Annotated in this window: 20 protein-coding genes and 1 pseudogene; 20 read left to right on the top strand and 1 reads right to left on the bottom strand. The window is 52.5% G+C overall.

Going from position 1 to position 12613, the window contains the following annotated elements; genetic code table 11:
- Positions 1–47: 47 nt before the first annotated feature.
- The 20 genes and pseudogenes from AO068_RS23655 (at position 48) to AO068_RS23570 (ending at position 11683) form a co-directional block, all read left to right on the top strand.
- A complete protein-coding gene (locus tag AO068_RS23655) occupies positions 48–416 on the top strand; it encodes a hypothetical protein (protein WP_053486423.1) in 369 nt (122 codons plus the stop codon).
- Positions 417–424: 8 nt separating this feature from the next.
- A complete protein-coding gene (locus tag AO068_RS23650) occupies positions 425–1537 on the top strand; it encodes an AAA family ATPase (RefSeq protein ID WP_053486424.1) in 1113 nt (370 codons plus the stop codon).
- On the top strand, positions 1531–2097 hold the full coding sequence (locus tag AO068_RS23645; RefSeq protein ID WP_057416334.1) for a DUF4276 family protein: 567 nt from the start codon (positions 1531–1533) through the stop codon (positions 2095–2097). The genes AO068_RS23650 and AO068_RS23645 overlap by 7 nt, the downstream gene beginning before the upstream one ends.
- A gap of 73 nt (positions 2098–2170) precedes the next feature.
- Positions 2171–2410, top strand: coding sequence for a hypothetical protein (locus AO068_RS23640; RefSeq protein WP_058409628.1), 240 nt, complete (start codon positions 2171–2173; stop codon positions 2408–2410).
- A 98-nt stretch (positions 2411–2508) separates the two neighbouring features.
- Positions 2509–3087, top strand: a pseudogene (locus tag AO068_RS23635) (tyrosine-type recombinase/integrase).
- Between the two features lie 108 nt (positions 3088–3195).
- Positions 3196–3324, top strand: a complete 129-nt coding sequence (locus AO068_RS29465) for a hypothetical protein (protein ID WP_255300967.1) — start codon at positions 3196–3198, stop codon at positions 3322–3324.
- Positions 3325–3486: 162 nt separating this feature from the next.
- Positions 3487–3852 (top strand): hypothetical protein, encoded by a 366-nt coding sequence (locus AO068_RS23630; protein ID WP_058409627.1) that lies wholly within the window; start codon positions 3487–3489, stop codon positions 3850–3852.
- A gap of 10 nt (positions 3853–3862) precedes the next feature.
- Positions 3863–4528, top strand: a complete 666-nt coding sequence (locus AO068_RS23625; protein WP_004666846.1) for a competence protein CoiA — start codon at positions 3863–3865, stop codon at positions 4526–4528.
- Positions 4529–4559: 31 nt separating this feature from the next.
- Entirely contained in the window at positions 4560–4946 is a 387-nt protein-coding gene (locus AO068_RS23620) for a hypothetical protein (RefSeq protein WP_058409626.1), read from the top strand.
- 222 nt (positions 4947–5168) lie between these two features.
- A complete protein-coding gene (locus tag AO068_RS23615) occupies positions 5169–6047 on the top strand; it encodes a hypothetical protein (protein WP_058409625.1) in 879 nt (292 codons plus the stop codon).
- A 111-nt stretch (positions 6048–6158) separates the two neighbouring features.
- Positions 6159–6965, top strand: coding sequence for an NYN domain-containing protein (locus tag AO068_RS23610; protein ID WP_058409624.1), 807 nt, complete (start codon positions 6159–6161; stop codon positions 6963–6965).
- Between the two features lie 157 nt (positions 6966–7122).
- Positions 7123–7425: a hypothetical protein gene (locus AO068_RS23605; RefSeq protein ID WP_058409623.1), complete on the top strand. Its 303-nt coding sequence runs from the start codon at positions 7123–7125 to the stop codon at positions 7423–7425.
- Between the two features lie 10 nt (positions 7426–7435).
- Positions 7436–7666 (top strand): hypothetical protein, encoded by a 231-nt coding sequence (locus AO068_RS23600; RefSeq protein ID WP_058409622.1) that lies wholly within the window; start codon positions 7436–7438, stop codon positions 7664–7666.
- Positions 7667–7770: 104 nt separating this feature from the next.
- Positions 7771–8184, top strand: coding sequence for a hypothetical protein (locus AO068_RS23595; RefSeq protein WP_058409621.1), 414 nt, complete (start codon positions 7771–7773; stop codon positions 8182–8184).
- A 100-nt stretch (positions 8185–8284) separates the two neighbouring features.
- Positions 8285–8509, top strand: coding sequence for a hypothetical protein (locus AO068_RS23590; protein ID WP_058409620.1), 225 nt, complete (start codon positions 8285–8287; stop codon positions 8507–8509).
- A 38-nt stretch (positions 8510–8547) separates the two neighbouring features.
- Complete coding sequence (locus AO068_RS23585; protein ID WP_177342406.1) at positions 8548–8841, top strand: hypothetical protein; 294 nt, start codon at positions 8548–8550, stop codon at positions 8839–8841.
- A 128-nt stretch (positions 8842–8969) separates the two neighbouring features.
- On the top strand, positions 8970–9776 hold the full coding sequence (locus AO068_RS23580; RefSeq protein ID WP_147467808.1) for a hypothetical protein: 807 nt from the start codon (positions 8970–8972) through the stop codon (positions 9774–9776).
- A 94-nt stretch (positions 9777–9870) separates the two neighbouring features.
- Positions 9871–10059 (top strand): antitoxin VbhA family protein, encoded by a 189-nt coding sequence (locus AO068_RS23575; RefSeq protein ID WP_058409618.1) that lies wholly within the window; start codon positions 9871–9873, stop codon positions 10057–10059.
- An 89-nt stretch (positions 10060–10148) separates the two neighbouring features.
- Complete coding sequence (locus tag AO068_RS29460; RefSeq protein ID WP_122265299.1) at positions 10149–10301, top strand: XRE family transcriptional regulator; 153 nt, start codon at positions 10149–10151, stop codon at positions 10299–10301.
- Between the two features lie 485 nt (positions 10302–10786).
- On the top strand, positions 10787–11683 hold the full coding sequence (locus AO068_RS23570; protein ID WP_058409617.1) for a hypothetical protein: 897 nt from the start codon (positions 10787–10789) through the stop codon (positions 11681–11683).
- A gap of 522 nt (positions 11684–12205) precedes the next feature.
- Here the strand turns inward: AO068_RS23570 and AO068_RS29065 are convergent.
- Complete coding sequence (locus AO068_RS29065) at positions 12206–12484, bottom strand: hypothetical protein (RefSeq protein ID WP_177342404.1); 279 nt, start codon at positions 12482–12484, stop codon at positions 12206–12208.
- Positions 12485–12613: the final 129 nt, after the last annotated feature.

The raw sequence follows: 12613 nt of genomic DNA, 5'->3' as shown, positions 1-12613 counted from the left end.
AGCGGTGCGGTAAGACCGAATCCCCGATATAAGCAGGAAAAGTCGCTATGAGTGCGCTTCGCAAAGCGGGAGACTTCCCCAACAAATCGGTTGTCGAGTACGCGACCATCAAAGTTGAGATTCCGCACAGGTTGGTCCCGATTAATCTGCGCAACGAGCACTACGAAGACGCAGACCTAGTAAAAGGTCTTTCCGTCTCACCGACCGGGCGTCTCAGTTACAAAACGCTGTACCTGGACAGCAAAGAGTTGGCCGAAAAACTTGCGGAGAGACTGACTGATCTGTTCAAGAACAGGCCTTACCGCGACCATTACAAGCTGGCAGTTTCCGTTGAACGCACCACCATGACGGTGACGGCAACCAAGGGCAAGATCAAGCATTCCGACCAGGTAGCCAGCTACCTTGCTGGGGAATAGGAAAACTAATGAATATCCGCAAATTGCATATCAAGGGCTACAAGAGCGTGGCCAATTTGGTGCTGCAGGACGTATCGCCACTGCTGGTGTTTGCCGGGGCCAACGGCTCTGGGAAGAGCAACATCGTCGATGCACTGGCTTTTCTCGGAGCGGTGGTCAAATTCGGCGCGCTACAGGCCCGTACGCAGTTTGGCGGTTTTTCACAGATCCATTGCTTCAAGTATCGAAAGGAGCAGCGCACGACGATTAGTTTCTCGATGGTTCTGGAGCTGGCCGGGAGTCTGTACGACTACACCATCAGTATCCATTCCTTGAACAAGGCACCGCAGATTGCTGAGACGCTAAAAGTTGATGGCCGCCTAGTGATCGACCGTCGAGGCAACGATACCAAGTTGCAACTCACCGAGGCGGACGGTTTGCAGAGTCTGCCGGATTACCCTAAGGATATGACCGCACTGATGCTGCTGGGGCAAAGCCCGCTGTATGTATTTTTGGCTAACATTAAAGTGTTCCGTTTCGATCCTCTGGCGGCCAAGGAGCCATCCAGCTCGACTACCGATACTAGTGAGCTGGACGCCCACGGTAAGAATGTTGCGTCCATGCTATCGGTACTGCAGAGAGATGCAAACTTTCGCGAACAAGTGCTGGAGTGGCTGGAGCTGATCGTGCCTGGGATGGAGAACGTCTCCACCGAGCAGCAGCGCCTTGATGGTTCGACGGTAATTACCTTTAAAGAAACCAGCACGAAAACTCGTTTCCCGGCCAAGCTGGTGTCGGACGGCACCATCTTTGTGCTGTGCATTCTCACTGCTGTGCTCAGCCGCGCCCATAAGAGTGGCATCACAATCATCGAAGAGCCCGAGCGCGGTATTCACCCAAAGGCGATTGGTGAGCTGGTGCAACTGATGAGGGAAAGCGCCTCGGTCGATCATCCGATTTTTCTGACCACCCACAGCGAGTCGATCGTCAGAAGTCTAGAAACGCCGGAGTTGTATTTCGTCAGCAAGGCGGACGGCAAAACCCAGGTGCAGACAGCGACCAGTGCCTGTGTGGACAAGATGCAAATCCCGCTGGATACCGCCTGGCTAAGCAATCTGTTTGACGGAGGGCTGCCATGGTGAAGGCAGGCTTTATTGTAGAAGGGGCCAGCGAACGGATCGTGGTCGAATCGCCAATGTTCAGGGAGCTGCTACGCGCCTGTGGTTACGAGCTGGTCACTCCAGTGGTCGATGCTAAGGGCGGTGGCAACCTGTTACCGCAGAACATCGATGCCTTCATCGCCCGGCTGGATACTGCCGGTGCAGAGCGGATCTTCGTGCTGACCGATCTGGAGGACGAGGCTCAGGTAGCGACGGTGCGTGAGCGGGTGGCGCATCAGCGTATCCACTTTGCCTTCATCGCCGTGAAGGCACTGGAGGCCTGGTATCTGGCCGATGGCGTGGCAATGAATGCTTGGTTGGGTACGGACGACTTTCATGAGCCTAACCCTGAAGCTACTCCAGATAAGCCTTGGGAGCGGCTCAAACAGGTCGCAGCGGAACGCGGTAAGCGCGGCCCTGGCAGCAAGGTGGCATTTGCCACAAAGGTTACTAAGCACTGGGGCTTTACTATTGAAAATGCCTCTGCGCATCCCGCCTGCCCGAGCGCACAAGAACTGATCGAATACTTCCGCACGGTGTGATGAGCACTGAGCTGATACGTAGGAAGACCCGTACTAGGTCGTACAGGTACAACCCATCTGCTAGGAGTCAGACATGTCGTTGAAAAAGGGTAAAGAGGCAGTAAAAGAGCTGCTTGAAAAAATAAAAACGGCAGGTACGGCTGACGAGGTCACTGGGTTAACGAACGATGCCCTCGCTCACATCACTTTTGCCGAGTTGGACGAAAAAAGGGTGAGAATGAGCAGGACTGAGGGTAATAAGCTTGCCGAGCAGATCAATGCTGCTAAAGCACTGCGCCTGAGTGAGTTGATCCTTGGCATCTGTGCCCCATGACTGCATCCATCCGCCGAGCAACATCCCTTCGCCCTGGACAATTCAAACACTTAATCCGCGTAGCATCTGTGACTGGCCGTTTACCAGAGCGCGACGTGATGCTCTTGTGGCTCACACATACCACTGGGGTTCGCGTCACCGAATTGGCCTTGCTGGAGGTCACTGATGTGCTGTATCCCAGCGGGGCTATCAAGCCCGAAGTGTAACTACGCGCAGAAATCACCAAGGGCTGTCGACCGCGCAATGTGTACCTGACTCATCCACGATGCCTTGCCGCCCTGGAAGACTGGATCTCAGTTCGCTTGCGCCGCCGCTGGGGCCTTTCCGGCATTGAAGAATACCGAGGCCTGCGCTCAGGTTCAAAACTGGTCACTACACACAAGAGCCATGCATTTGAATTGGCGTTTAAGCAACGCGAGCTGGACAGTGGGCCAGAGGTGTACCGGGCCTGTGATTCGGTCCAACAGACAATCAGCAGGCTTTATCGGCAGGCGGGCATAAAGCAAGGTTCATCGCACAGCGGACGGCGCTCGTTGGCGGCAAAGGTGCTGGCTGCGACTGGCGACGTGGAGACGGTACAGACCATCCTCGGTCATGCTTGCCTTGATCACAGCAAACCCTATTTGACTGTGGATCAAGCAACAATCCGACATGCTTTTGCGATTGCGCTGGCATAGTGGCATCATTAGTATTGATTGGATCCATTTTTCTGGGGTCGAACCTAACTTTAGCCTGCAATATTGTGGCTATAGGGGTAAACGATTTTAATTTTAAGGAGAAGTCTAATGGCTATTAAACCAGGCCCAAAGCCAATTGCTAAATCAACCGGCGAAGTGGATAAGCGTCGTCGTGACAATAAAGATACACAAGGAAATAATCCCGATTTGAAGCCTAGCAAGTCCTCAAAGAAATAGGTTTTAGCTTGCAGAAGCTACCATGACGGTAGCTTTTTTCATTGGATCATGGGGCTTTTTCGTGAGCGTCGGCAGTGCCGGATTAGCCCAGGTCTGCGTTGCATGGAGCTGGAGCAACAGGCCCGCGCCCAAGCGCAGTCTTAAGGGAAGGAGGAACCCCAAATGGGAGAAGCAAAGCAACGTGGTACTCAAGCAGAGCGCTCGGCCCAATCCGCTGAAGCAAAGCGTAAAACCGCCGAGTCGCTTGGCCTAGTCCGGCGCGATTTGAATGACGTTCGTGAGGAGTTGAGACTCCCCCAGGATGCTCCTTTTCTCGGATATGTCGTCCACATTCCAGCGAGCGATGAATTTCTATCGGACTTCAAGGATAGCCCGCTCGCTACATCCCGAAGCTGGACAAAGAGTCCGGGGCTTGCGCAGCGGTTCGAGCACTTTGCCGACGCCTATAAGCTCGCCCGCGAGGATCGAGAGATTGTTGTGGGACTGTTCGAAACCGCTACGCAGTTTGTAGTCGCTGAAGTCTTATAGGAATTCCTAAATGCGATATGCGAACGTCAACGGAGTGAAGTCTGAGGCACAGCCCAAAATGCGAGGGGTATGCCGCGCCTGCGATGGGGAGGTTGTTGCCAAATGTGGAAAGCATGTCATTTGGCACTGGTCTCATCTGTCCTTGAGCACCTGTGATCGCTGGTGGGAGGCCGAAACAGAATGGCATCGACAGTGGAAGGATCGGTTCCCGGAGGACTGGCAGGAAGTCGTCCAATACGAAGCACTTACGGGCGAAAAACACATTGCCGACGTTCGCACGGAGCATGGAGTGGTTGTCGAGTTTCAACGTTCCACTATCGATCCAGCAGAAGTAAACGCCCGTGAGAGTTTCTACCAGCGAATGGTGTGGGTAATCGATGGGTCAAAAAGTGAGTTTGACTCCGTAAATTTTTCCAATATGCGAAGCCGACCTGATGCCGATGGATTTGCATTTTTTCGATGGTACGGCAGGAGCAAATTGTTTCACCGTTGGCACACAACAACACCGGTATTCATCGATTTTGGTGACAAGTACGGTTTCTGGAGAGTGTGTAAATTCGATCCTAAAAGCAAAGAGGGAGTCGCGCTTCTGGTAGATCGCTCACTGTTCACCGCTGCGTTGATTCAAGGGACGTCTGATTTCAGCAGAAATGGCGGGCCAGCGTCCGCTTTCTGATAGATAGGAAAACCCGAAAGATGAAAGCTTAATGATCATTATCGACGAAGTGTTGCGTGAGCGGGTGAATGCGATCGGATGGGAAATTCCCGCTGGTGTTGTGATGCGGGTACATGCAGTTCCACCTGTAGAGGGACTAGGCGAGAACGGCTCAATAACCGTGTTTACAGATAAAGTGACCGCTCTAAATTCGAAATTTTTTGAAGACCCAGATTGGTGGGTCACATCTACAAATTTGAGCTGTGTTCAGGAAAAGGGTTGGTGGATCACCTCCAATGTTCCTGCGATAGCAGCTATCCAATTTGCTTTGCGAACCGACGACGGGATGCGGTTCTTGCGGATGTTTGATGAACGCGACTTCGACACGATCCGGCGCGAGTGGCCAGATGCACCGACGACGATTTTTGGCGGCGTTTAACCTCTGCACAAACCAGCCTAACTGGGAAAACGACCAGGTACACCCCAAGCCTAGGCCGCAAGCCGGGGCCGAGGCCGTAGAGAGAGGCGCGATTCCCGCGTCCAGGATCGAGCAGAGAATTCACCGATGCTGATTAGTGCGACCACGGATATTAATGAGTTCGGGTTGCGTTCATTTTGAACGCATCTCCCCGCGTTAAGCCCAAACTGGCGGAGAAGTTTTATGACGAAGACCATCGACAAGGAGTTCGTGCGGCGACGCGACGACGAACTGATCACGCAGGGCTTTAAACTGCACCAACGGCCGTTTCACGTGGCGATGGCCTGGATGAAGGCCAACGGCATTTCCGGCGATGTGTTCGACAAGGCGATGTGGGACCCGCTCATGGCGATCTACCATACGCTCTATCCCGCAGGTGATTTCTCGATGCCAGCGATGCTCAAGGGCGGCGTGGCGCTGCGTGACCAGATGTATCCGGTTCGAATCGCCGTCGGATATGGGTCCGTTTCGGTTGATCTCATCGACTGCATCGAGATACCGCGCGGTGAGCTGAAACTTATATTCGAACAATATCCAGAACAGGGTTGGCGTGCCGTTTATGGCGTCGCCGACCTGTGGGATTTCGCATATGGCGTCAGTGATCTGGAGCGTGGGACTGGGGATGCGCCTCAGCTACTCGCCAATGCGCGCTCGTCCCTCGCGGCGACCGCTCGTATCCTCGCCGGTGACACCGATATAGACGCGGCCGTACAGACGATCTGCTTGACCGCCGAACTGGCGCTCAAAGGGGCACTTGCCGCGCGCGGCTGGACCGAGGCGCAATACCGCAAATTGTCGCACCACCTTGTTAAGCTAGCCGACGCGCTGATCGGCGAGGTCTCGACTGCGCACGACGATCGCCTTCGCGGCGCTATCGCGCATTTCCCTGACTATGTCGGTACCCGATATGCATCGCACGGCATGACCCGGATCGAGCTGATGGTACTTGCGATGCGCGCTCAGTTTGTGGCAGCCGAGGCGTTGCGCCGTGTGTCTGATCGCGATCTAGCGTCGAGGCTAGAAGCTGATCCTAACAACATGCCGCGACCAGTTCTTTGGTGATGATGAGGTTGCGCGCTGTGCTGTCGTTCAATGAACGTCAGACGATCAGTTCATTCCTCACCGTTTCAAACGGTCTTCTACTGACAATCACTGATAGAACGGAGATCGAAGATGGCTTCTCACCCTACACCTGGTGAAGCACGCGTTGCAGTGCTGGTGGACTGCGACAATGTCTCACCTGACGTTTTAGAGCATGCCCTCCGAGTGGGTGCACAGTTTGGCCGAATCGTTCTGCGACGTGGCTATGGCAACCATGCCACTCTCGCCAACAAATGGCAGGAAGCTTTAGTGCGCCAGGCTTTCACGCCTTGCCTGCAGTACCAATACGCCTCTGGTAAAAATACATCTGACATAGCCCTTGCCCTTGACGCTATGGAAGCGCTTTTTGACCATAGAGCTGACGTGTTCTGCTTGGTTACCAGTGATTCTGACTTCGCTTACCTTTGCCGCAAGCTCCGCGAGCGTGGCGCATCAGTGTGCATTGTTGGTGAGGCTAAAACACCTGACGCATTACGGAATGCAAGTGACCAGTTCTTCGAGTGGAGCCGCCCGGCTCCAGCAGCAGAGCCAATAGCAGCCACTACCCTGGATACCCAGTCCGACTGTTCTCCCAAAACGGGTTCGGACAAGGAGGATCATGGATCACCTGTGGTTAAGCGGAGGCCCAAGTTTGTTGTAGAGGCTGTGTCGTTGTTGGCCAGTGGAGCAACAGAGGGGAAGGTGACAGCCGGCCTGCTGGGGGCCTACTTAAAGCGAACCGACCCAGCATTTTCACCCAGTGTGTACGGGCACTCAGGATTGATCGACATGATTAAAACCTACGACCTTTTAACTGCAGCCATGGAGCCAGGCGGTCATTGGATGGTGGGGCTTACGAGTAAAGAGGGGCAACCAGAGCTGCAGTCACAGGGCAAATAAGCCCGATATCCCAGGCCTGTCGTGGATCGATTCAGTGAGTCGGTTGCCGACATTCACAGACACAATGGAAAAGTCGCAGTACCTACAAGCCTGCCGAGTGCGGGCTTTGGCAGTGTTAGGATGCGGTTTTCGCGTCCTCGAGAACGAAGAAGGCTCTATGAATAGCATTTATCTTGAAGCACTTGAGGAATTTGAAGCCCTGACGGGTACACCGTACAGCGATGAGCTTTACACAACTCCAGCATGTGTTCCTGCTGAACTGCTCGATGTCGTCAGCAAAACAAAGATCAGTCAGGCTAACGCTCAGCAAATGAGCATTTCCCATCAGATGCAGCAGTTCAAACAAGGCAACATCGCCGTACTGCCAGACGATAAGAAGTACTTGGTGAGTGAGTTTGAAGCGTGCGGGGAACAAATAAAACTCTGGAGTGCAGCACGCTCAGATCGAAAAAATAAGTAGGAAAAAAGTCATGAGTGCAAAATCAAGCCTTAAGATGGGAGCGGAATTTCCATACGACGACAATGATACCCCATCGCCTGCCGTCGATTGGGCGCATGCCGCTGCTCGGGGGGTATTGGCTGACCTTGGGGACCGTCGCGGAGTTGGCCAAGAGTTGGAACAAGTGGGCGATGAAACCCGCATTGAGTTTGTCCAGGCGGTAGCCGAAATCATCAGGCTTGCGCATCAGACGAAGAGTTGAGGGAAACGACGCTGTACCCAAGTCCTAGCCCTCAAAAGCCGGGGCCGATGACGTATAAATGGACGCTTTCGCTTCCCTAGGACCGAGAGAAAAAGGAGTCGGCTATGGCTGAAGAGCAGGAAATTTCCATCCGTTTAGTACGGTCCCAAGATGACGAGGCCGATTTCGGGGCCGATTACCAAGATGAACTGCGCCAGTTTAGGGATACCGTCGATGCTTCGGGGATTGTTATCAATCCTCGCTTTGCTGTCTTTGACAGTGCAGGAGCCACAGGCGGCTTCACTGGTGAATTCTTAATTCCAATGACCCAAGCTATTGTTCCTTTTCTCACTGCTGCGGTTGTTGTATGGGTGGGCAGAAAAAGTGGGCGCAAGCTGCGTTTGAAGGTTGGAGATATAGAGCTTGAAGGCAATACCGAGGAGGACATAAAACTTCTTGTCGCCAAAGTAAAAGAGTTAGGTCCTGTAGTTGATCCTGACGAGCAGCGAGGAGATACTGGACGGAATAACTTAGTTTGAGAAAAAGTTGCTCTGCTGTACCCCAGGCCTTGGCCTGAAAACAGGGGCTGAGGACGTAGAAATACGCCATTTTAGGCAATCAGATCTAACAGGAAAGCGTATGACACTCCCGCACGAAGATACTGTAAACGTTCGCCCAACACCCCGGAACGAGGATTGGGAAGCCGAGTCAGATTCTACATATCCCGATAAAACATCTGAAGGTGGCGTCTGGTACGGCAAGACCGATGACGAAATTGTTCTCATACAAATCGACGAGTTCAATTGGGATGAGCATGAGGAATACCATCGAAGATTAGATGATCTCGAAGGCGAAGACGACTGATCGACTTGGCTTGCTGGGTTGTGAACCAGCAACCAGGCATGAAGTTGACCGGCTTCGGCAAACACAACCGAATCCGCGGAAAACAGACCATGACCGCCAAGCTCAGTGAGCCGATGCAAAACGTACTGATGAAGCTGGGGACCGGCTGGGGTTGGGATGACTTCGGCGTGCATGGTCCCCTGTCCTGTGCTGCTCGGGTGCGCACCTGCGAAGCGCTGCAAAAGCGCGGGCTGGTGGCTTACTCGTACGGTGACTACGACCTGACGGCAATCGGCGAGGCGCTGGCAAAACAACTGAATGACCAGGCCAAAGCTGCCCTGGTCGCGAGTTGAGGGAAAAGGATGACAAGACGATGTCTGACGACAGAGCGATAGAGCTTTACACGAAGTTTCGCAATTATGCACGAAAGCTTCCTCGGATTGATCGGCCCATTCTTCAGCCCCTGGCTGATGGACAGACTATGAGTGGCCAAATGATTTTATTCGTTGAAGCAGCAAGCGACTTTTCACGCGAGTTGTTCAACTCTGTGAACGATATTGCTCGCTCGTTGCTTACGCTAAAAGCATGGGTACAGGTTTATGAGGAATGCGATCTATCTGAGCAATATGACCTATTACTTGAGCACATCCGACCGCATTCGACGCTGGCTTTGGGTGCTCCGCAAGCCATTAGAGGCCGGTTTATGTATGCGGCAGCTGTGTGCTGCTCACATGCGAATCGAGTTCTACACCCTGATCACACTGAGTTAGCTTGGTCCGGGAAGGGAAACATGAATATGCCAATTGCTTCCAGGGTTGGCCAACCTTGGGAGAAATGGAAGAAACTTGCGCCTATACTCAGTGAGGGTTTGAGCTTTGGAGCTATAAGCGAGCTTACTGGAAACTTTCGGAATGCGACCGAGCATGGCCATCCTCGGAATATTGGCTTAGGCCTCACATCTTCAGTTGAACTGAGCGATATCGAAATGCCAGGCTGCCTTAAACCTTGCGGCGGCATGTCAGAGACCACCAAAAAACAAGCATGGGCGGTTTCTGTTCGGGAAGCGATTACATTGGGTACGGTTATTGAAGTTTTGACTGAGCAGTACGCATTGACGCTTAAAGCTTATGAGCTCCTGAGTGAGCTGCTGCAAGACCAGTTCAACGCCTTACAAACCAAAACACACCCTCTTCCATGGACCATACCTAAGCATGTGAGACCTTTGATCGATAGCAAGAGATCGAATTCGGACGAAGGTGATACGACCATTGATGATCAACCGGCGTAGCAAGGAAAAATGTACCGAATATCAGCACCTGATCGACGAGCTATTCCAGCAGTAGCACAGGCCACCGCGCACCGAGCGACCAAGGAGGATACAAATGGATGCAATTCCAAAAAATCTCGTTATCAGCGAAGTTGAGCGCATCCGACGACAGGATGCAGTGAACTATGCTCGCGCCTCCTTTGCCTTGGAAGGCTTCACGCCGAGTGCAGATGACAAGCGTCATGAGCAGCGATTCATTGAAGGTGATATTGGCTTGGCCGAATTTGTGAACGCGGTCACCTGATTTTTTGACTACTACGGAGGAAAAATAGATGCTGTTTAATTTCATGAACGTCGAGGAGACGGCCCGGGCGCTTATCGAATCGTGACGTCATCGAGTCTCAAAACCTTACCCAGGCTCAGGCCGCTCAAATGTTCAATGTGACGCGTCCTCGGATTTCTGAGCTGCAACTCGCAAAGATGACACAGGACTGCCTGATCGCCACACGCAGCCGAAGGGCGGCAATCGGTAGCCAAGCAGTCTGAACGACGAGCCACGTGGAGCGGAACGACTATCGAAATACTTAGGATGTAGTGCGACAGCCTACGAGTCGGGCGCAGCCCGAGATCTGTCGTCGAGCAGTTTAGAAGTTAGCGACACTCGAAAGACAGCCGACGGGCTAGAAGCAGAAGCTCAAAAGACCTGCCGGGTTAGTGGGCTCACGCAGTATCGACAATGCTCGCCGTCTGATGCCAAGCTGTATCAGTACGCCAATCGGTAGGGAAGCCTGTAAACAATGACAAGCCATAGCGGTTCAGACTCAAGCCTATTAGTGAAGGAAAAACGCGACGGCTTTAGCAAGCCTACGATAAGGGCTCTTGCATTGCGTGCGGGGTATTGTTGCTCTCTGTCGGAGTGCAGAAGACCGACAGTTGGCCCGAGCGAAGCTGGACCGGACAAGCATGTGAATATTGGAGTAGCTTCCCATATAAGTGCTGCTGCCCCGGGCGGCCCTAGGTATGACTCCTCTATGACGCCGGAACAACGATCCTCCATACTGAATGGAATTTGGTTGTGCCAAACCCATAGCCGATTGATTGACGTGGACAAGGACTCCTTCCCTACGCACCGCCTACATGAAATAAAACTGGCGCATGAAACAGCACAGGTAGCTCGTTTAGCGGGAACAAGCGCCCCGACATTAGACAGCGACTTTATTGCTCTTGGCCCCGACCTAGTATTTACTGGTGAACTTATAGGCATCGAAAAAAATATATGGTCATTCCGACTAGATCATTTCGTTGTCGGGGATCTTAGCGACCTTATCCGCTTTGGTGAGAACTTCACGAACCTTGATCTCTACGATCGGTTTGTGCTCGTCAATGCAATTGGCGATGGACGCGAATTAGCAGCTGGTCCTCGGTGGTCAAAGCAACACAACCAGCTATCACTCTCTGTAGCTGTAATTGAAAGTTTTCCTCGCATCGACGCTCATAATCTTCCTATGGACATCGCATTAAACGAAGTTAATGATATTTTCATTACGAATGGGGATCTGGCTACCGTTCGCGGTTTAGATTCGCTCCCACAAAAAATAAAGCTTTGCCTGTCTACAAACCGGGGAGAAATTTGGTTTCATCCTTCTTTGGGTACTCGAATTCGGGAGTATGCACAGGTGTTTTTTGGCTCGCCATGGCTATCTAGGCTGATTAAACTCGAGACCATTCGGATGGCGTGTATACCACATGCAGAGCACGACCCGAACCAACGGATGACGCCGTTGATGTCTGTTCGTAAAGTCGAAGTCGTAGAAATGCTGTCAACTCATGGTTCTAACGGATTTTTTCCATTCAGATTTCAGCTGGATATTGAGGGGGTAGGCACCTGGGACCGAGAAATTCCAATCTATATTTCGCGTGATCTTTAGAACCGAGAAATACAATGCCTAGGTTAAAGTCGGGGCGATTCACGTGATTTAAAAGACACATTAGATGGACTCCGCCTCAAGATGTGAGCAGTTCTACACACATCGAGCACACTATTTCTCATTTTAAGGAAAACTTGTAGGTTTACCCTTGGGTTCTGCGACCTTGTTGTAAAGGGGAGGCGCTCCTCGAAACGGCACTCCTCTGGGTCTCAAATCCGAAACTGACCCAGAATTCGGCCGATTTCCCAGCACTATTAGGGCAGTACTCGGCAAAAGATCAAGCAGGCACATATGCTCACAATTTTTCTGCAGAATGCCTTTAAAGTTCTATTCAGCATCTGCGCATTTAGTCATGCACACATAACATCATTGCAATGCACCGGCCAGCAAAAATAGCGGTGTCGGCTGGCGATCAACTGATCCCAAACACGACATCACTCACGACCGATCAAGTGGTTCACGTATCACAGTTCGATCACTATCTTGCCAATCTGCGTATTGGATTCCATGTACTGATGCGCTTCAACGGGAAGACTTATGGAACCACTGGCTGCAGAGCACTGCTTTCAAGCCCTTGATGATGAAGTCCTTGGCACACTTCAGACGTTCTGGCTGATTTCTAAAGAGCTGGCAGCCACGAATGGTCAGATCCTTGGACAGTAACTCCATGACAGGACTACTCAGGTCTGCGGTCTCAAGCGCTCCATACTGGAAGAAAATGCCCAGATACGGCAGTGCGCGAAGGATGTTTACAACCTCAGGACCGCCAACCTGATCGAAGGCCATGCGCGCCTTTGCCATCAGTCATACGGTTCACTTCAGCAACCAGATCCCCCTCCAGCGCTGCAATGACGTGCACAGCGTCGGCTTTCAGAGGTATGTGGCAGCCGCCTGAACTGAGGTGAGCCCAGTTGGCTGCTTCATCCGCTC

Source organism: Pseudomonas sp. ICMP 3272 (assembly GCF_001466905.1).
GTDB classification, from domain to species: domain Bacteria; phylum Pseudomonadota; class Gammaproteobacteria; order Pseudomonadales; family Pseudomonadaceae; genus Aquipseudomonas; species Aquipseudomonas amygdali.
The sequence above is the reverse complement of the archived record's forward strand: the minus strand, read 5'-3'. Positions and strand labels throughout refer to the sequence as shown.

Excerpts from the sequence above, each read along its gene's own strand:
- AO068_RS23645 (WP_057416334.1), top strand. The coding sequence starts at position 1,531 with ATGGTGAAGGCAGGCTTTATTGTAGAAGGGGCCAGCGAACGGATCGTG.
- AO068_RS23590 (WP_058409620.1), top strand. The coding sequence starts at position 8,285 with ATGACACTCCCGCACGAAGATACTGTAAACGTTCGCCCAACACCCCGG.
- AO068_RS23625 (WP_004666846.1), top strand. The coding sequence starts at position 3,863 with ATGCGATATGCGAACGTCAACGGAGTGAAGTCTGAGGCACAGCCCAAA.
- AO068_RS23595 (WP_058409621.1), top strand. The coding sequence starts at position 7,771 with ATGGCTGAAGAGCAGGAAATTTCCATCCGTTTAGTACGGTCCCAAGAT.
- AO068_RS23640 (WP_058409628.1), top strand. The coding sequence starts at position 2,171 with ATGTCGTTGAAAAAGGGTAAAGAGGCAGTAAAAGAGCTGCTTGAAAAA.
- AO068_RS29065 (WP_177342404.1), bottom strand. The coding sequence starts at position 12,484 with ATGGCAAAGGCGCGCATGGCCTTCGATCAGGTTGGCGGTCCTGAGGTT.
- AO068_RS23575 (WP_058409618.1), top strand. The coding sequence starts at position 9,871 with ATGGATGCAATTCCAAAAAATCTCGTTATCAGCGAAGTTGAGCGCATC.
- AO068_RS23605 (WP_058409623.1), top strand. The coding sequence starts at position 7,123 with ATGAATAGCATTTATCTTGAAGCACTTGAGGAATTTGAAGCCCTGACG.
- AO068_RS23570 (WP_058409617.1), top strand. The coding sequence starts at position 10,787 with ATGACGCCGGAACAACGATCCTCCATACTGAATGGAATTTGGTTGTGC.
- AO068_RS23600 (WP_058409622.1), top strand. The coding sequence starts at position 7,436 with ATGAGTGCAAAATCAAGCCTTAAGATGGGAGCGGAATTTCCATACGAC.
- AO068_RS23655 (WP_053486423.1), top strand. The coding sequence starts at position 48 with ATGAGTGCGCTTCGCAAAGCGGGAGACTTCCCCAACAAATCGGTTGTC.
- AO068_RS23580 (WP_147467808.1), top strand. The coding sequence starts at position 8,970 with ATGAGTGGCCAAATGATTTTATTCGTTGAAGCAGCAAGCGACTTTTCA.
- AO068_RS29465 (WP_255300967.1), top strand. The coding sequence starts at position 3,196 with ATGGCTATTAAACCAGGCCCAAAGCCAATTGCTAAATCAACCGGCGAA.
- AO068_RS23615 (WP_058409625.1), top strand. The coding sequence starts at position 5,169 with ATGACGAAGACCATCGACAAGGAGTTCGTGCGGCGACGCGACGACGAA.
- AO068_RS23620 (WP_058409626.1), top strand. The coding sequence starts at position 4,560 with ATGATCATTATCGACGAAGTGTTGCGTGAGCGGGTGAATGCGATCGGA.
- AO068_RS23650 (WP_053486424.1), top strand. The coding sequence starts at position 425 with ATGAATATCCGCAAATTGCATATCAAGGGCTACAAGAGCGTGGCCAAT.
- AO068_RS23585 (WP_177342406.1), top strand. The coding sequence starts at position 8,548 with ATGAAGTTGACCGGCTTCGGCAAACACAACCGAATCCGCGGAAAACAG.
- AO068_RS23630 (WP_058409627.1), top strand. The coding sequence starts at position 3,487 with ATGGGAGAAGCAAAGCAACGTGGTACTCAAGCAGAGCGCTCGGCCCAA.
- AO068_RS23610 (WP_058409624.1), top strand. The coding sequence starts at position 6,159 with ATGGCTTCTCACCCTACACCTGGTGAAGCACGCGTTGCAGTGCTGGTG.